This window comes from Candidatus Liberimonas magnetica, from assembly GCA_020523885.1.
Lineage (GTDB): Bacteria > Elusimicrobiota > Endomicrobiia > Endomicrobiales > JAFGIL01 > Liberimonas > Liberimonas magnetica.
Genome location: JAJAPY010000013.1, coordinates 19,809 through 38,876, shown reverse-complemented (window position 1 = coordinate 38,876; position 19,068 = coordinate 19,809). Strand labels below are relative to the sequence as shown.

General features: G+C 36.4%; 18 protein-coding genes. 4 read left to right on the top strand and 14 right to left on the bottom strand.

From position 1 onward, the window contains the following. Positions 1 to 122: 122 nt before the first annotated feature. From LHV68_09890 to LHV68_09880, 3 genes are all read right to left on the bottom strand, one after another. Complete coding sequence (locus tag LHV68_09890; protein MCB4792186.1) at positions 123 to 656, bottom strand: hypothetical protein; 534 nt, start codon at positions 654 to 656, stop codon at positions 123 to 125. Between the two features lie 110 nt (positions 657 to 766). Then, the gene (locus LHV68_09885; GenBank protein ID MCB4792185.1) at positions 767 to 1,096 is read right to left on the bottom strand and encodes a hypothetical protein; all 330 of its coding nucleotides are present in this window, start codon (positions 1,094 to 1,096) and stop codon (positions 767 to 769) included. Between the two features lie 330 nt (positions 1,097 to 1,426). After that, positions 1,427 to 1,621: a DUF1931 domain-containing protein gene (locus LHV68_09880; protein MCB4792184.1), complete on the bottom strand. Its 195-nt coding sequence runs from the start codon at positions 1,619 to 1,621 to the stop codon at positions 1,427 to 1,429. Between the two features lie 84 nt (positions 1,622 to 1,705). On the opposite strand from LHV68_09880, the gene LHV68_09875 reads away from it, so the two are divergent. The 4 genes from LHV68_09875 to LHV68_09860 all read left to right on the top strand — a co-directional run bounded on the left by LHV68_09875 (position 1,706) and on the right by LHV68_09860 (position 5,984). Next, a complete protein-coding gene (locus tag LHV68_09875; GenBank protein ID MCB4792183.1) occupies positions 1,706 to 2,242 on the top strand; it encodes a hypothetical protein in 537 nt (178 codons plus the stop codon). After that, entirely contained in the window at positions 2,235 to 4,268 is a 2,034-nt protein-coding gene (locus LHV68_09870; protein ID MCB4792182.1) for an ATP-binding protein, read from the top strand. Before LHV68_09875 ends, LHV68_09870 begins: the two co-directional genes overlap by 8 nt. A gap of 68 nt (positions 4,269 to 4,336) precedes the next feature. Then, positions 4,337 to 4,510 (top strand): hypothetical protein, encoded by a 174-nt coding sequence (locus LHV68_09865; protein ID MCB4792181.1) that lies wholly within the window; start codon positions 4,337 to 4,339, stop codon positions 4,508 to 4,510. Between the two features lie 244 nt (positions 4,511 to 4,754). After that, positions 4,755 to 5,984 carry a site-specific integrase gene (locus LHV68_09860; GenBank protein ID MCB4792180.1) on the top strand — a complete coding sequence of 410 codons (1,230 nt, stop codon included), beginning with the start codon at positions 4,755 to 4,757 and terminating at the stop codon, positions 5,982 to 5,984. Here the strand turns inward: LHV68_09860 and LHV68_09855 are convergent. From LHV68_09855 to LHV68_09805, 11 genes are all read right to left on the bottom strand, one after another. Further along, on the bottom strand, positions 5,981 to 6,472 hold the full coding sequence (locus LHV68_09855; protein ID MCB4792179.1) for a hypothetical protein: 492 nt from the start codon (positions 6,470 to 6,472) through the stop codon (positions 5,981 to 5,983). The two genes, LHV68_09860 and LHV68_09855, sit on opposite strands and share 4 nt — an antisense overlap. A gap of 252 nt (positions 6,473 to 6,724) precedes the next feature. After that, a complete protein-coding gene (locus LHV68_09850; protein ID MCB4792178.1) occupies positions 6,725 to 7,369 on the bottom strand; it encodes a hypothetical protein in 645 nt (214 codons plus the stop codon). Between the two features lie 184 nt (positions 7,370 to 7,553). Then, complete coding sequence (locus LHV68_09845) at positions 7,554 to 8,492, bottom strand: PorV/PorQ family protein (GenBank protein MCB4792177.1); 939 nt, start codon at positions 8,490 to 8,492, stop codon at positions 7,554 to 7,556. Between the two features lie 58 nt (positions 8,493 to 8,550). Then, a complete protein-coding gene (locus tag LHV68_09840) occupies positions 8,551 to 10,716 on the bottom strand; it encodes a carboxypeptidase regulatory-like domain-containing protein (GenBank protein ID MCB4792176.1) in 2,166 nt (721 codons plus the stop codon). A 26-nt stretch (positions 10,717 to 10,742) separates the two neighbouring features. Continuing rightward, the gene (locus LHV68_09835) at positions 10,743 to 10,949 is read right to left on the bottom strand and encodes a hypothetical protein (GenBank protein ID MCB4792175.1); all 207 of its coding nucleotides are present in this window, start codon (positions 10,947 to 10,949) and stop codon (positions 10,743 to 10,745) included. 4 nt (positions 10,950 to 10,953) lie between these two features. Beyond that, on the bottom strand, positions 10,954 to 11,604 hold the full coding sequence (locus tag LHV68_09830; GenBank protein MCB4792174.1) for a tyrosine-type recombinase/integrase: 651 nt from the start codon (positions 11,602 to 11,604) through the stop codon (positions 10,954 to 10,956). 327 nt (positions 11,605 to 11,931) lie between these two features. Next, positions 11,932 to 13,386 carry a hypothetical protein gene (locus LHV68_09825; protein ID MCB4792173.1) on the bottom strand — a complete coding sequence of 485 codons (1,455 nt, stop codon included), beginning with the start codon at positions 13,384 to 13,386 and terminating at the stop codon, positions 11,932 to 11,934. Continuing rightward, positions 13,383 to 14,810 (bottom strand): restriction endonuclease subunit S, encoded by a 1,428-nt coding sequence (locus tag LHV68_09820; GenBank protein ID MCB4792172.1) that lies wholly within the window; start codon positions 14,808 to 14,810, stop codon positions 13,383 to 13,385. Before LHV68_09820 ends, LHV68_09825 begins: the two co-directional genes overlap by 4 nt. Beyond that, positions 14,810 to 16,621 (bottom strand): N-6 DNA methylase, encoded by a 1,812-nt coding sequence (locus LHV68_09815; protein MCB4792171.1) that lies wholly within the window; start codon positions 16,619 to 16,621, stop codon positions 14,810 to 14,812. The genes LHV68_09820 and LHV68_09815 overlap by 1 nt, the downstream gene beginning before the upstream one ends. Before the next feature lie 69 nt (positions 16,622 to 16,690). Then, positions 16,691 to 17,545 carry a DNA adenine methylase gene (locus LHV68_09810; GenBank protein ID MCB4792170.1) on the bottom strand — a complete coding sequence of 285 codons (855 nt, stop codon included), beginning with the start codon at positions 17,543 to 17,545 and terminating at the stop codon, positions 16,691 to 16,693. Further along, the gene (locus LHV68_09805) at positions 17,526 to 18,932 is read right to left on the bottom strand and encodes a ParB/Srx family N-terminal domain-containing protein (GenBank protein ID MCB4792169.1); all 1,407 of its coding nucleotides are present in this window, start codon (positions 18,930 to 18,932) and stop codon (positions 17,526 to 17,528) included. Before LHV68_09805 ends, LHV68_09810 begins: the two co-directional genes overlap by 20 nt. Positions 18,933 to 19,068: the final 136 nt, after the last annotated feature.

The window sequence follows — 19,068 nt, the reverse complement described above, 5'->3', positions numbered from 1 at the left end:
TTCTTTTTACGACGTCCTCTATTGCCGTTTGGACTCTTGCGTCAAGCCATAGATAAAATCTTCTTGATATGATTCTCTTTCTTCCCGAAATTGTTTTCACACATTCCATAACGCTCTTTTTCTTAATGAATCTCATTTTTATCATCTCCTTTTTTTGAGAAGTTAAGAATTTCAAAAGCCATTTCTTCGTCAAATCCTGCGTTAAACTCAACTAAAACCATGCTCTGCCCGGTATTCCCGTTATCCGCAAACTCGCTTATGCAGAAATGTTCGCTCTTTCCTTTTGAATACTTATCAGCAAGTTTGTGTATTTTATCGGCAGGCAGGTCTATGCCGAACTTCTTTGCGATAAAATTAAGCGCAACATAATATGAGCCTGCCGTTGTTGCACCTAAAAACGCTAAAACGGAAGTCGCCTTTCCGGTGTCATAGCTGAAATAGCTTTTGACATAAGCAATCCATGACTTTTTATCATCTGCTTTACTGCTGACAATTTCCCAATCTTTTGTCGGCATATCCTCTTTATGCAAAGGAGTATTCCCTGCAACCTGCACAAAAATGTATTTGTCATAATGCTTTGCATATCCCCTGATTAAAAAATAATCTTTGCCATTAATTGAAATGCACTTTTTCCCTTCATACTCAAATACGTTCATAATTACTGCCTCCAATAGAAAAAAGACCTGCCGGCATTACTAGACCGGCAGGCCCCGATTATTACTGCTTTGCTGACAAACTACTGCAAACAGGCTGTTTGCTCTTTGATTTAGCTCTTCAATAGAAGAGTGTTCTTGTAAACTATTACTTCTGTTCTGAAGCTTTTCTTTCCTCCTTGATTTGGATTAGGCAGGTTGGTGCTTGATACTTTCCCTGAAAACTCCACGACAAAACCAGTTTTATCCCCTGCAAATACTCCCTGTAGCTCCTCACTCGGATTGAACAGGATACAGGGAACGTAATCAGCACGAGGTTTGCCCTGGGAATCCACCTGCCCATTTACCGCCATTACCGTAAAACGCAGAGCCATTGTGTTTTCATTTAAGAAAATCGGCTCACTGATTTTTGATACCTTGCCACTGCACGAGAAACTATTCATAAATGTTTGCCTCCTTTGTCAATTTTTGTTGAGACAAACAGCCTGTTTATTTTCCATATCTCCGAATAAGTCGAAAGAATTACATACTCGACGAATTAAATCGCCCTAAAAAGCACGCATTGGGTTTGCTTATGAAACCCCGTGCTTTTACTGAAATGAGTTAAAATATTTAGGTAATTGGAATATAAAAGGCGTGTCCTAAAAGGCAGGATTTATTATATGCAACGTTCAAGAAAATAACAGCTAAAACATATTGTCCGTGTTTCAATCACACTACCCCTAAATACTCGGACAGACTCAAAAAGCCCCTCAACTTTCTCTCCGCAATATTTACAGGTCTTTTGATTGCAATGTCTTTCTTCCATTTGATTCAGCTCTCCTTTTTGCTTCTTTGACTAAAGTTTCAACCCTTAAACTCAAGGCAGGGATAAAATCAGAGGACAGGCTCACACCTTCAATCAAATCCCTTATCCTGCTTTCAACTACAACTATCTTTTTCATTGACATAAGCAGGCAGGGCCACATAAAAGGAGTGTCCTAAAAGAGAAGTTATCCCCTTCCCGTGAATTAGGACATAGCTTTTAAGGAACTGATTGCCACTTAAAAGAGATGAAACTTGAATACAAAATCATAAAGGACTTGGAATACTGCAAGAAGGAAAAGAATAATGGCTTTATCCCGATATATGCAGACAAGGAAGACCTGACTCTATTGAATAGGTTTATGGAAATGCAATCATGCAGGGATTCCAAAGACGAAATTGACCTATTGTTTGCTGACAAGACAGCTTTTGCAAAAAGCTCAGTCATTAACACCATATCGCAGATAAAGGAAAGAATAGGGATAAAATACAATAACCTGAACAAAATAGATTATTCAATATCAGGACAGCGAAGCAGGCTCTTCCAGCTTGAAGACCTTTTCTGTGACACAACCTCACCAGTAATTATCAAAGCAAGGAATGACATCGAAAAAAGCATACTGGATTCTGAAAAAGATAAAAGAGAGCAGGAAATATCATGCTGGCGCGATATAGCAGAGTTAAGAAAAGACCTGATGTTTGCAATGAATGATTACAAGACAAACGCAAGGAAGAAACAACTGATTTCAGGAAACAGCCTTGAGGGAGTAGTGCGGTATGAATAACAATAACCTCACACCGGAAGAGATTTGCAAGAGGCTCAAGCCCGTACTAGGCTGGAAAGCAGACATTTTATGGAAAACTTACCTCACGAGTGGCTGGAAAGATAGAAAAGAGCTTGAGGAAATATTTCAGGTTCTATATTTCAAGCATCTGCAAACAGACATTGGAAAGGAAAACATTCTACTTGTTCCGCCTGACAAAGAATCTGCAAAGGGAACATTCCCCATCGGGAACGTCTTGTATAACGGAAAAGAAGTCTGTCCGGTTGGACTAAATGAGCAGGACTTTGTAAAACAGATAGGCATATTCTCAATAACAGGCGAGGGTAAGACAAATCTGGCCATGATTCTCGCCCTTAACCTGCTAAAGAACAAAACCCCCTTTATAGTAATTGACTGGAAAAGAAGCTACCGTAATTTGTTAAGTCTTTCAGACAAATTTCCTGAATTAAAGGATGTACAAGTATTCACAGTAGGAAGAATGACAGCGCCTTTTTACTGGAACCCTTTCAGGCCGCCGCCAAATGTTCATTGGAAAACATGGCTTGCAATAATAACAGAAGCCCTTGAAAGATCGCACCTTGCCGGTATGGGAGTCGCAGACTTCTTCATGAAGATTTATGAAAAGAAATTCAAAGAAGCAGGTTTTACCATAGGACAGGGCGACAAATACCCTAACTTCTTTGACGGCTTGAAGGAACTTGAAAAGACAAATGCTTTCGCAAGAGAGCTGCTCTGGAAGCAGTCCACAGCAAGGGTATTAAAGAGCTTCACCTTCGGGCCTCATGCAGTATGCTTTAATGTAAGGCATCCTATAAAGCTTGAAGAGTTACTTGAAAAACCCGTCATAATAGAACTTGACCAGGAAATGCCAAAACCCTTGAGAACTTTCTTTACTGAAATAATTTTGAGATGGATCCACTTATACAGGCTCTCGCAAAGAGAAAGCGATAAATTAAGGCACGTCCTGTTCATTGAGGAAATTCATAATCTTTTCCCTAAAAACAAAATAGAAATGGAATCTTTAAGTTCATTGGAAAACGTATATCGAGAGATAAGAGGATTCGGGGAAGGATTGGTAAGCATAACACAGCATACAAGCCTTCTGCCTATATACATTCTCGGCAACTGCCACACACAGATTACTTTAGGCTTGCAGCACGGCGATGACATTTACGCTTCAAAGAAATCATTGTTCCTTGAAAACGGGCAGGAAATCTATCTTGATAAGCTGAAAGTCGGCGAAGGAATACTAAAAATAAAAAACAGGATTGATCCCTGCCATGTAAAATTCCCATTGGTTCCTATCCAAAAAGGGGTAATAACAGATGAAATAATTAAAGAAAGAATGAAGGGGCATTTCGCCTCTACCAGCCCTGTAAACAAGAATTTCAGCGAATTTGAGGGTATTTCACCATGTCATGATACTATACCCCCTGTTTCGCAAAAAATTGAAATACCCCTTGTTTACAATAAATTCCTGGCAGATGTGTATGAAATGCCGACTTCTAACATAATTGAAAGATACAACCGGCTTGAATTGAATGTAAGGGAAGGAAACAAGACAAAGGATAGGCTGATTGAAAAGGGTCTGGTAGAATCAGGAAAGATAACAACTGCAAAAGGAATGATTAAGGCATTACAGCTCACAAACAAGGGAATAGCACACCTGAATGAAACAGGATATGATGCTAAATTCTCAAACGAAGGCATAGAACATCGCTACTGGAAAAACAAAATAGCCGAATACTATTCAAAACAAGGATACAAGGTTAAGATTGAAGAACCCGTAAATGGAAATGCCGATATAATCATAGAAAAACAGAATGAGAATATTGCCATAGAAATTGAGACAGAACCCAGGAGAGCAGTTTACAATGTAATGAAGTGCCTGAAACACAACTGCACCTGCGTAATTTCTGTCGCCACAAACGAAGCCACAGAACTCAAAATCAAGGAAGAGCTTAAAAAGGCAGGCATAATTAACACAAAAAAAGTGATAGCCACCAGCGTCGGCAATTATGCGTAGCCACTCTGCCAAGCCCGAGTTTTAGGACAACGAATATAAAGAAAACTGTATTCACCACAAAATAACAAATGGCAAACGAAAATCTTGAAAAGAAATGCGAAAAGGCAATACTACGAATGAGCAGCAATGTTGAGTCTATAAGAAATACATTGAAAGACATAGAGCTTGCTTTCAACCACATAGTAGAATCCCACAAGGACTACTATACCGGCGGGTATGACAAACATTCGGGTTATTACTAAAATGCAATACTGTAACCAGAGATATTCATGAATGAATTAGACAATGCTCCGTTTGTAAAAATGCCTGTATAATATTATTTTATGAACAAGATTTTTAAAGGATAGATTCTGTATATGAAAGTCTTAAGCTTAAGGTCTTATAGGCAATTCCTAACCATTAACAATGTTTGGGAAGTATTACCCGGCGTAGCACAATGGACAGCCTTTTCCAAACGTTTATAAGGTTCAATAGATAGCTTCTTATATGCTAAATAATTATCCGAAGTTCGAGAAAGGCAGACAAGGGGGCTCGCCGATTGAATTCTTTTATAATTCCCTACCTAAGAAAGAGCAGGATATTATTAGCCAGTATTTAAAATATAGAACGGCTAGAGCCAAGTATGGTTCTATGACTGCCGAGACTTTGGCAGACATCAAGCGCTATGTATTACATATCCGATATGTTACAGAAAAGCCTTTTTCAAAACTAACCTTAAATGACATTATTAACTTCCTGGTTTTGCTTAACAATTCCTATATGGGTGATTATGCGCGCAATAACATTAAGATAAACTTAAGAAATTTTCTTAAATGGCATTTTAAGGATTGGTCAGCTCGATTCAATAACTTAGAAGATATCAGGCTAATCTCAAAACCTGCTAATAAAAATAAGATGTCTTCCGCAGATATGCTTACCGAAATAGATATTGAGAATATTCTAAAACATGAAAGTAGGCTATTCTATAAGACATTCTTCTTGGTTCAATTTGAAGCTGGACTAAGGACCATTGAGACAAGGCTGTTGAAGTGGGCAGACTTAAAGCTGAGCATAGATGGAGACATTTCAGAGGTTAATATTTATGCCACAAAGACAAAAAGGTCTCGGCCTGTGTTTGTAAAGAAAGCTACTGGCTATTTGCATCTGTTAAAACAAGAACAAGAAAGGCTTGGAACTATTGGTGTTTATGTTTTCCATAGTAAGGGGGATATAAACAAACCAATCGATAAATCTACTATTAGCTTGTGGATGCGTGGGCTGTCTGATAAGGTTGGACGTAATATGTGGAACTATCTCCTGAGACATAGCAGAGCCACGATGTTATACAAGCTGGCACGTGAAGGTAAGATAAGCAAGGACACGGCTGCTGACTTCATGGGTCACTCTAAGGACATGAGCCAGGCCTATGAACACTTAGATGAAGAAACCTTGAAAGCGATTTTAAAAAACCAAATCTACCAGACTGAAGAACTGCCCCCTGATAAAAAGACTGAATTGGAAGAAAAAGTAAATAGCCTAACTGACCAGTTCAATAACCTAAAGGATTTTCAGGACATTTCTTTAGATTTTATTAAGACTATGTTAATAGAACTAGATAAACAAGGGGTGCGAATGAACGATCCTGCTAAAGGAATAGAGCTAAAAAAGAAATGGGCAAAAATGAACGAAAAAATAGAATCAACCAAGATAAATATAAAAAAGAAGAATCAAAGCTAATTCGCAAAAATAAGTGAATATAACTCCCTGGCCTTCTCAGTCGGCACATATACAGGCACTCCTTTTTCAATAATCTTCTGCACAACCCCTGATTTCAGGAAGTCATTAAGAATTTTGTATCTATAACTACGGGGGGTATCCCGCAAGAGTTCAGCTTTTATATGATAGTGTTTTAAAATCGTAGTAATGCGCCCTTTCTCTACTATATCATGCAATATTTTTCTCTTTCGCCTACCGCAAACAATACTGCCATATAATCGCCAGTCAAGCACCGGCTCGGAATACTGCCAATGAAAATTGCCTGATTCCGCAACCTCAAGGGCAATTCCCCTGCCGGTTTCGGATAAGCTGTAAATCCTGCCTTCTCTTACTGCCTGATTTGAGAATACTATCAGTCCTCTGTCAATAAATTCTTTCAGCTTAACGCTTGCCCTGCCTTTGATACCAATAAAAGAAGAAACCTTTTCCTCAATCTCAGATTTAATCATTGGCCTGTTAAAACTCAATAGAATGGCTTTTCGCCTAGCACTTTCAGCCACCCACTCATAATTTGCCGTCACCTCTTTTCGCATATAGATACTGCAAAATATGCTTTTTAATAGGATTGTCCTAAAAGACAGGCTACTATTTACGAAAAAATAATGATATTTTTGTTAAATAACAGACAAAGGTAAAAATCCTAATCACTCGCTTAACTTATAATATTGCACTGAAAGAAACATATTTATGAATTTAAAATATTAATCGTCACAAAAAAGAAAATCTACGAGCTTCCGTGTAAATCCTTTTTTCACAAAATGAATTTTAGGCATTCCATTTTCTTCTAAAATAACAGTTAAGCGCTCTGCATTAGATTTATCCTCACCAGAAACGAAAAGACCATTGATTTTCTTCACGTTTTCGAGATACCATTCTTTCAAAGATATTTCAAATGCTTTTTCGAATAGATTAGGGCTTTCATGGTCAAGCTTTATCGCTTTCTTTAAATCAAGGACAATGGAAAGTATAGTATAAAATGATATGTTTAGACATAGTTTCTTATCTATAGTCGTAAAACCCCATGTGTTAATGTTATTTTTCTGCCATCTCTCTTCATTACCCTGGCAGATTGTATCTCTCAATATAGCTCCGGCAAACCCCTTAATTAAATCGCTTCGTTCTCTTAAATCCTCCGGGCTTATTTTACCACCTTTAGGTGCAACTGTAATTTCATACCACCGTTCACCATCAACGTCTACAACACCCTTTTTGGCTGTTTCTATTTCCCAGCCGAGTTCCTTTGAATATTCTTCAAGCTGCTTCTTTGCCTTTATTATACCCGAAGAAAGGGCACTTAATGATATTTTAATATCAACCCACTTATCATTCTCTAAGTCTTCTGCCATTATGACAATCACACAGATGCCTGATTTATAAGTTTTACTAAAAAGAAAGAGGCAACGGCTCATCTTTGGGGGTCAGACTTACCGTTGCCCCTGAAATAAATGATTGTGTTTATTTTATATTATCTAATACCTGCTTTTTCTTCTGGCTATATTCTTCCTTTGAAAGTTATTATCGTACCCAACGTTAAAATCTTACGCTTAAAGATGTTCTTGCAACTGTACCAAAATCATTATATGGTAACGAAACATAGTCAATACTGTAGTTCTTGTATCTTATACCAAACCCGGTATTTACACCTGACATCAGAGCACTGTTTCCGGAATTAAGTGAGTTTTGGTACCCGACCCGTAAAGAGAGTTGCATATCCCATTTCTTGACAGGCGCATAGTTGTACTCACAGCCAAGATGCAACTTTGAACCTGCATCTTTAAAGATGTCCGTATCAAGCGCAAGTATCAGTTTTTTGTCAAGCAAAGCATAAGATGCCCCGAGTGTCAGGTTGAGAGGAATTGTTTCCAGATCATCTGTAAACTTTATGCTTGCATCAATATTCTTAACAACAACACCCAGTTTAAGATTTTTGACCGGTGTTTTGTACAACAATCCCATATCAACACCCGCGCCGCTTGTTTCATATGTGTCATATCTTGAATATAATGTGTTCAGATTTATTCCGAATAACAACACATCATTTATAACAAGCGAGTAACTCAATGTAACAGCAGTTTTCTCATCCGTAAATTTACCTAGTAAAGAAGCATTATCGTCCCTATAAATATCGTCAGAAGTAAGCTGTACAAACTGTACACCTAAAACACCGTGATTTTTGTTTAAAGGATACGCAAACCCCAAATATTTGACAGGCATATCTAACACATAATCGTATTGAGTTAACGATATTTCTCTTAGATTCAGTTGAGCTAAACCGGCAGGGTTCCAGTGTATGGCGGTAACATTATCCGAAACAGCGCAAAATGCGCCGCCCATACCTATTGCACGTTCGCCTAAATCTAGTTTCAACAGTTCACCGCCAACGCTTCCAGAACTGTCTGCAAATACATTTTTTTCAACTAAAGATAATAAACATAAGAACATAAGTGTCATCAAGATAAAATTTTTCATCGTGCCTCCTTATTGTTCAGCAGTAACAAGATGCCGATTTTTACACTGAAACACAGTTTTATTTTGTTACCGTAAATTTGCCGATATTGTTTTCCCTAAAATTTTTAGTTTTGTAAAGATAGATCCCAGGAACTATTTTTTCGTTGCTGTCATTTTCAGCAGACCAAGATACTTTGTCATTGCCGCTTGTTTCTCTGATTGTTTTGACAAGATTGCCAGTAAGCGTATAGATATCTATCTCGCAAAAAGGCACACCTGTACCCCAAAAGTTTAACGGTGCACCTTTGGATATCCTATACGGGTTAGGGTATACTATCACGCAGGTAGGTGTAACACTTACAGTTACTGTTTTATTGCCGCCGTTTGATGTTATAGTTATTATACCTGTATAATTTTTACCTGTAAGTCCGGATGTGTTTACGGCAGCGGTCACTGTTGTTGTGCTTGCGCTAAAACTTGCAGGGGAAACTGTAAGCCAGTCTTTGTCGCTGGTTATTGTCCCGCTTAAAGTTCCGCCGCCTGTGTTGGTTATTGTAAACGATAACGTCTTTGATTCGCCTACCTTGGGCTCGCCAAAATCAAGGTTTGAAACGCTTACCGAGATTAACGGCACAAGGTCGCCTGAGAAACTCTGGTTAGTCTGGTTTGATGTGAGCGTATAAGTATTATAAGCGGGCGAAAAAGTGTAATTTGTCTTTGTTGGAGTAACGGTATAGGAACCGGACAATAGCCCTGTAAATTCGTAATAGCCTGAACTTGAGGTTATGTATTGCTGTGAACTATCACCGGTTAAAGCTACCGTCACACCGCTTATGACTTGACCATTAGTATCTTTAACATACCCTTTTATGTAATAAGTAATAAGAGTTCCGGTAAAGTTCTGGTTGTCTTGGTTTGCACTAAGATTTGCATAAGTATTATTTATTGAACTGAATGAATAATCGGTTTTGGACGGTGTTATTGTATAGTTTCCGGCCTTTAGAAGGTTTAGGAACTCGTAGTAACCTGAAGCTGTTGTGGTATAACTGCCTGCACTATCACCTGATAGGTCAATATTTACGCCAGATATCGCGTTTCCGCCGATATCTTTGACATAGCCTTTTATATAATAATAAATATCAGGTGTATATTTCGCATACCTTACTTCGCTGTACATCGGCGATTGGTTTGTATCGAAATAAATATAGCATATGCGTGGATTGTTAGACGAATCTAACGCTATACTTGGATGCCCGCCAAAGCCGCCAGCATAGCTTCCCATGCTGCCTATAGTCTTAATGTCCCATGAAGTACCTGTCCATTTCGCGTAGTATATATTACTATCATTTCTGTTTACATAGGTTATGTGAGGATTATTGGCTGAATCAGTTTTTATCTCCATATCGTTTACATCTGTCCCACCTGGATATGATACTAACTGGGTATTCCATGAAGTACTGTCCCATTTGGCGTATTTTAGTTTGTCCAGCCATGCATAATAAGCTATATGTGGGTTACCGTTAGAATCAACCGTTAATGAATCACAGTATCCAGCGCTTGTATTTGTGTCAACTGTCAACGTTATCCAGCTTGTCCCTGACCATTTTAAATTCTTTAAGCCACCGCTAGGATAAGAAAAATATGATATATTCGGGTAATTGTTTTTATCCAGACCAAACGATATATATGCACTTGTTGTTGAAACTGCAATTGACTGAATAGTCCATGAGGAACCGCTCCACTTGGCATACTTTATTTCACCTGTGTCTGTCCTTTTGTAAATCACGTTCAGGTTACTAGATGCGTCAATTTCTATGCTTGCGTTTTTACCTGTATAACCAAGGGAATCTATAGTGCTTGTGCTCCACGCAGTACCTGTCCATTCGGCATACTTTAGATAGGAAACGGTTGTTCCTGATGTGTATGTGTAAACTATATGTGGATTATTACTCGAATCCAAATCCATAGATATTTTTGAGCCATAGTATCCCGTTGAGTCTATTGTACTGAGTGACCATGTTGTACCGTTCCACTTAGCATGTTTAACATACCCGTCGCGAAAATAGGATATTTGCGGATTACCGTTTGAATCGAGTTTAAGCGAATAGTTGTTTCCACCCCAATTGCTTGTTCCTGAATCGATCGTCACTGTTTGCCATCCGGCAAGGGCAGTTATTGGGTAACTAATAAAATATAACAATAAAGAAAATCTCAACAAATTTAAAACAATATTTTTTTTTGTCATCTGATAGCCTCCTTTAATTAAAATATTCAACTGTTAGATTTGGCAACAAGAATATCGTAAAGCTTATCTAAAATTGTTTCAATAAGGCTTATGTTTGCCCTTCGGGTATTGTTCTCCTTTATTTTTGTTAGCCCCGATAGCACCAGGATAAATTTTACCCGCAGGGTTTCCAACTCCTTGTTGCATAAGATATTTTCTATACTCTCATTGTATTTTTCTTCATCATTTTGCATATATTTACTTATATAGCCTCTCAACTGCTTTTTTTGCATCTACATCCATTACACTTGCATATACTTCCGTTACCTTTACAGATGAATGGCCAAGCTGTTCCTGGATAAGCCTTAAATCATGACCGCTTGAGACATAGAGATGGCTTCCGTAAGTGTGGCGCAGGCAATGTATTGAGTAATGGCTTGCCAGCCCTGCCTTTGCCATACACCGCTTGAATGCCTTCTGCAATGCCCTTGTAGTCAATCTCTTGCTGTCCTGCGCAGTCAATAAATAGGAATCAGGGCTTATGCTCTGCCCTATTCTCTGCTTCCAGCCTAAAAACCATATACAGCTTCTTTTGAAGCGTTTACTTATCCAGACAGCTCTTTTCTTGCTTCCCTTGCCGATAGTAGATATAGAAGACTGGTTTTCATCTATGAATAGATCAGAAACTTTGAGATTTGCCATTTCAGCAACACGAAGCCCGGCATTAAGGCCAAGCTCGACCATGAACCAGTCTCTCACGGGAATATAATCATGCCGTATAACAGCAATATCCCTTCTCTTTAGGCATGTTTCCCGGAGTTTTTTGACTTCCTCTGTTGAAAGATACTTGCTTTCGTCAAGTGTCCAGTTAAACCTCTTTTTCTTCGGTTTTCCCGGTGCAGATTTCATAAGTTTTCTGAACTCCATGGAAATAGGAAAAAACACGGCAATTTAAACCTTTTGCCGGTTTTACGACGGAGTTGAAATTTAAGGGGAAAGGAGAGTGATAAACAGATAAAATGTGTTTTAAGGGTAGTTTAATTTGATACGGGCAGATGAATTGACAATATTATAATTTATTGACGGTATTCTAATAAGGGAGTTATGCCATAAAAAAGAAAAAGTTCGCACTTCTTATGAAATGCGAACTCTACGAGGTAAAGATACTATTTTTCGGGAATTAAGTCAAATTTACAATGCTTTTATTGCAGTGCTATTATTTATCTGAACGGAAAACTATAAGAGATTATAATGCCTCAATATTCTATCTTTTATTTTGCTCTTTAGTAATTTCCTATTTGAAAACCTCAATTGAGAAAAATCTCTTAAATTAAAAGCAACTTTCTTATCTACATCTCTATCCTTTTTATCATGGTACAAAAGGAACATTATCTTATTACTAAGACCTTTCCCTTTTATATAGCCCATAGCATAACCAGACTCATGGTAAACATTCAAATTCATCCCAGTAAGATCGGCTATCAACAAACCACATGTTTCTATTTTACAAACAATTTCTTCGGTTATTCGAAATGTGCAAGGGTCATTAGGGTTGTCAACTTTTATTTTCTTTAATTGCAGAGGAGGAGTATTATTGAAATATTTCTGGTTTATAGAATCTATGACATCACTCACAACATTAAAATTAAGCTTTGAATGTTTATTATTAAAATCCATTGAAATAAATATTTCCCTGCTTCTCGATTCTATCCTCTTATTGAATATTTCTAATAAACTCTCTGGAGATATTTCCTTTATATCATAAACAAGGTCATTAGTAACCCATTGAAGAAAAGGTTCAATAAGATACTCTTTTTGTATCTGCAAATATAACATAGTTGAGAATATTCCCGAATTTGAGTGTATTACAGGATATTTTAAATAAATAGTATCGAGTCTGTTAAGAGCATTTCTTATCTTGCTAAGTTCATCTTCATTTTCTTTTATTGCTCCCCTTTCCAATAATAATTTTACTGCATTTACTAATATATGCCTGTATTTTCCATCCTTGTGTAGCACTGATATGTTTTGATAGTCATCATGCATCAATTTTCTGGCAAAATAGTACGCCCAACCAAGACTTGGCTTTTTAAGCTCATCATCCGAGAATAAAGAAACATCATCTAGGAATATCTTCAGACTGTGTTCAAACTCCAGAGGTATTGAGCGAAAGTTAATATTATGGAATATCACTTTATCCCGCTTATCGGATTTGTCATCTGAAAAAAGAATTATACAAAAGGGTGTAGTATACTCTTTAAAAGAATCCTTCAAATCAGAAGCAGATAACCTATGGTTACCGTCAACTCTGCTTAAAAGAAAATCGTTTTTTGTCTCATCAATAGTAAGTTCAACAATATCAGTATTCTTCTTAAATTTAATACTTAACTTATTTACATTGGAACTGAAGTTTTCCTTATTTCCTATACTATTTATCGGATTAAGACCGCTTATTGCATTCTTTTTACCGTAATCGTAGTATAAGGGGCACGAGAGAACAATCTCAGAGAAAAATAGGTATTCCTGATTATCTAGAAATATTTCAATATCTTTCTTATGATGGGGAAGCAATTCCCTTTGAAAACCTGGATTCGCCTTTGATATTTTTGCCAAATCACCAAGTTTAGCATAGCCTCTAATACAAGGAAACCCACCCAAAGAAATACCAAAAATACCTTTTAAAGATATCATACTATTTTCCCTAATATAATTTCTTCAACCTTTTTTTTTGCCTCTTCTATAATATTCCGTGCTTCTTTTTCTAATTGTTTTGCTTTCTCAATGCTAGTCAATACTATTTTCGCAATTTCTTTTTGGACAGATAGAGGCGGTAAGGGTATTTGAATAGATAAAAATTCTTCCATAATCAAATTTTTAATCCCTGTAGTCTGGTTTTGAAGATACTCCATATATCCTAATCCATAAAGTGCTCTTAAGTATGCAAACACATATTCGGGAAGCACCTTTTCTTGATTCAGTCTGACACACTGCAAGAAATTACTAAAACCATAACCTTCATTTGAGTCTTGTATTATCGCCACCCTGCCAACAGGCTGAATTGGGCTACCACCAGATTTTTCTACTAGAATATCACCTTTGATAAGTTTTGTTTTAATATATTTTTCTTGAGGTAAAAGTCTTTGAGCTACATCGTGCAGATTTAAATTATATCTGTTATCAAAATTCGTATTTCTAAGAACACTGCAATTGATATAATCAATAAATTGTTCTTCCTTTTCTTCATCTTCGCCCCATTCTCCTGATATGGTTTCTTGTATTAGACTAGATAACTCTTTTGTGTTATATTTCGCTTTTGATATAGCTTGAATGATTCCTGTCGGTTTTACAGTATACTTCTTTGGGTCACATCTTTTTCCTACAATTTCATCTGAAAATACCACAAAACATAATTTATCATTAATTTCCGAAACTTTAATGTTTAGTAACTGAAGAACAAAGTTGTTTAGAGAGTTAATAATTATTTCAGCTTCTTGTTCCTTTCTCTTTTTTTCAACATAGGCTTTTTGCATAATCTCTACTATTTTAGGTTCAAATATTATCGGTATGGTCTTTAGTGCTTGATAATCTAAAGCGGGTCTCGTACCTCCGGTTGAACGACGGAAAGCAAGCTTCTCACCAATGTCTGAATTTAAAAATGCAGCCAATACTTTGCTTGTCTCATAATCACTTGTTTGCATAACTACTACATGTTGATTTATATTACCTTCAAATCCTTTCGGAGCAATAGAAGATATTGCCATCCTTCCCACGCCAGTAATTTTGGTTAGTAGGTTATACTCTTTGACCTGACTTCTTTTTAACATTGTATTATGAGTTTCGCACTTAATATACTTACAATCATCTAACTTTAATCCTTCTTCACCAAGATTCTGAACCCTTATGAATGGCACCCCTTCATTAGGGGATTCAGTATAATATTTATCAGATTCGTCCTTTTCAGGAGTTGCTCCACCTGCGATATTGAGAATATAATCGCCAAGAATTTTTTTAGTTTTACTCCTTATTTTCTTCTCTAATTCGATGAATACAGGATTATAATAAAAGCAGTCTAACCTGCCTTCAATTTCATTCGATAAAACAGTAAAGCATTCCATTACTTATACCCCTTAGGATTCTTCAGGAACTTCTGATATTCTTCATAAATAGTATCTAAATCATTAATCGGGTCTTGTCTGCCTGTAGCATCGTATCCTATATGGTCAGCAATTGCCATGAAAATAGGATACTTTTCAATTTTCTCTTTCTCTCCTTTGCGGCGAAGGAATACCAGAGAGGACTTTACACCTGCACCGAAGTGAGAGAACGCAAATTGAGGCAAAGAGACAACAGCCAAAATCTGGCAATGTTCCATTATGAAGTCTCTCACATATTGTAAAGAAGAATTGGTTAGAATACCATCAGGCAAAACTATGGCAATCCTACCGGATTTTGGCTTAACAAAATTAATACACCTTTCGATAAATAAGATTTCTGTTTTTTGATTCTGTTTGTCTTCACCTAATATATATTTATCAAGATAATCCTTTTCTGTTGATTTTACGATTGCACCGAATGGCGGATTTGTCAGAATTATGTCAAAATGGTCTTTCTTAAATTTAGCATGAATCTTCTTGAAGTCTTCAAAGTCACTAAGGGCATCTGTACTAATTACATTAGTATGGCCGTCATCATGAATAATCATGTTCATTTTGCATACTCGGGCAATTTGGTCATTTATCTCAATGCCGTAAAGATTATCCTTTGCGAAATCATGCCAGTAATTGTATGCCTCTTGCGTATCATAATTCTTTTCTGCATAATTCCTAACCCTGTCCATTGCATTAAGAAGAAAACCACCACTTCCACAGGAAGGATCCAAAACAAGGTCGCCCCTATCAGGGGAAATCATATTAACACAATATTTAATAATTTCACGAGGAGTAAAAAACTGTCCCATCTTACCCTTGAAAAAATCTTCCATAAATTTTTCAAAGGCTACGCCTTTTGTATCCAAATCAATTTTATTGATGGCAAGCCCCTGTAAATGTTCAACAACACTATATACAACCCTTGGGTCTAAACGGATATCTTCCTTGAATACTTCTGAATCTTCTTTCTTCGCTTTCTGGTATATTGAATCTATGCGCCTATAAATATCTTCGGCTGATTCATGCGTCCCTATTTGGAATTTATACTCTTCACCCTTTTTGGTCAGCTTCTCATCTCTTAATTTACAGAAAAGCAGCTTTGCAACTTCGTCAAATGCAGTGGTAGGAGCGAGTTTACCACCCTGCCATACCGTATCATGAGCTTTTCCTAACGTTCTTATCAAGTCTTCTCTTGAGATGGTTTTTAGTTCTTTGTCTGTTTCACCTTTAATGAATCTATATTTGGGAGTTTTACCATATTTCTTTGGAATATCAGAAATAACATTCTTTTCTCTTTCGCTTGGTTTGAATCCTGAAATGTCAAATGCTGTCCTTGTGGTTCCTGCAATAACAGAGGCATACTTACCCCTCAAACTGTTTGCATTGCCAAATGCCTGTTCTATTGCTTGCTTAAACTCAGCATCTGTTATGCCATCCTTTTTAGTCTCAACAATCAAATAAGGTATTTTTAATTCATCATCGTCATAAATAACAATGTCTGCCCTGTCTTCAGGGGTTCTTCTGGGAACAGTAACTTCAAAATTTATTCTTTCTTTCGGGTATTGATAATCCAGAATCAATTCAACAAAGTAGGAAGCCCTAACTTTTTCTTCGGGATTCTTAAAACCTGTCGTATAATCTCTTGAGCAATGGTAGGTTACCTTAGATTGATCGTCTGATAATACGATTATCCCTTTATCAACGCCTCTTTGAATAATCTGCATAAATACTGATTCTTGGCTTTCTTTTTTATTTTTGCCTGGTATTTTTTCTGCCATGTTTCCCTCACAGTAATGTAATTTTAAGGTATTATAATCTTTTCTTATGCTACCGCAACCTGCATTGAGCTATACCCTTACTGCCAATGTGTCGGATAAAATCATAATTTCTTTCCCCATACGAGATTCATATGCATTATAATTTAAGCAATAATTTACTATCTTTCTTTCCGAATAAAGAGATTTTATCTCTTTTTTATTATCATATGTAAGTAGCCAAATTGCTTTCGGATTTTTATTTAATATTTCTGCTAGTGCCTGATGGTCTTCTGCCTTATAATGATTCAAATACAACATAGCACCTTTTTCAAAATATGGTGGGTCAAGATATATAAAAGTATTTTTTTTGTCTAAATATTCCTTAATCAACTCTATACCATCTTTATTACAAACAGAGATTCTATTTTTATATAGAGATAATTGATGTATTTTTTCAGCTAATGCCTCTTTATTGAATCTAGCATTTATTTTCCATTTGCCATTTTGATGCATACCTCCAATTGGACCACCATCTAAAATACCAGATATATTTGTCCTATTGAGGTAAAAGGTTGCAAACCCAAGTTCAAATTGTCCAGACCGCGGGTTTTTATAAATTAATTTCTGTTTTTTCCATTCTCTAATAGTAATGGGTATTGAAAATAATTTTATTATAAATTTTTCTGAATCATAAATTGCAGATTTCCAAAATGAGTAAATTGCTTTATCAAGGTCGTTAATCACAATTTGATCAACCTTTTCCAAAAAAAGCAGAGCAAGGGCCGCCCCAGATCCACCGGCAAACGGCTCTACATAAGTAACTTTCTCAAATCCACTCTCTTTTATTAAGTTATCAAATAAAGGAAATAAAAAAGTCTTACCTCCCGGATACCTCAAAGGGCTATAATGGAATTTATGATTTCTTTTATGGGTTATTTTTTGCATTTTGTTTTGGCTTGGGGTCTAGTATATAGCGAAATATTACTTCCAAAGTATCCCAGGCATCCTCAACTTCTTTGTCAGTGGGAAAAATACTTGGATTATGGTTTGTTGCATTCATAGCCTGTGCAGTATAGGAAGCCATAGTTGAATTTGTAATAACCTTTTGGGTAACTTGGTACAATTGAGTATTCTTTTCAACATCCATTTCGTTTTTAAAAGCAGTAAGCACATCATTCAAAAAAACATAATTCCTTTGTTTTGATGGTTTTACAGGATTACCACAGTGTTCAAAATAAGCTTTAAGCGCACATTCTAGGAAACTCCTAAGCAAATCATGTGAAGCGTTTGGAAATTTATGATAATCAATTTCTTGTAATTCGGTAAGCATTCTCCTAAGGGCGGGGAATTGTAAAGAGAATTTAATATTTTTAGGAGCTAGCTTTGTTCTTTTCTTGCCATAAAGAGGCGGGGTTTCTTTAAAATCTGCACTTGTTAAAACCTTACTTCCTTTAGCAAGATTAGGGACACTTGAACGAGGGATACTATCCAGATATGCCTTTCTGTTTTTTTCATTGTTTAAAATACGTGAATCGACAGCTTTTTCTACTATATCCTGAACAATTTGTTTAAAACCTTTCTCAAATTCTTTTTTGTCTATTTTTATCTTTACTTCGCCGTCACCACCAAATTCAAAACCGAGAAAATCCCGAATTTGTTTATCATCATATAATCTTTCTAAAGTGGAAGAAGGAAACGTGCGTTCGTTATGAATCTTCTTAGTTATCTGATCGGAGTCATATTTGACAGATTTAGCAATTTTATGAATATTGATTAGCCGTATAAATTTATTAATATCTACAGTTGGATAATCATTTCTTAAATCCTGTATCGTTTTATCACGCTCAAGTTCTGCTTTATAAAAATAAGCTTGTCTAAGTGTACTCCAAGGTTTACGTGTATTTTGTGTATGTTTGCTCGCTAACAACTTCCTAACAGAATCACGATCAGGAGCAACAACAACTTCGACTTCCTTGATAGAGGGGTTTGTTGTTTTAAGTATTTTTTTAATACTAACTTCTTTGGATGGCACAATTTCCGGACGCAACAATACCTTTAAAGCAGCAACTCTTCTATTCCCATCTAAAACTATGTATTTATCATCTTCTTTAACTACGACCGGAACTTCATCAGGAAAAAACCCATTAGCAGTGATACTCTCTAGCACGTCCATAGCGCTTTCATTTAAAAAAAGATCATTTATCAAAGCTTCTTGAGAAGATTTTACCTCTACTTGAAGACGAATATTTTCAGGGTCGAGAAATAAATCAGTAACTTTTACTTTTTTCCTAGTCCAGTCATCATAATTCTTAATAGAGGATATTTTTGACATTTAAACTCGCCTCCGATATAAAATGACATACCCTGCACTTTAATAGCTTTTCTAAATATAGTTTCTGAATTTATTAGTTTATTCTACATCTTTTTGGCATAATTATACAACAGTAAATTCATTAAATCGTCAATAA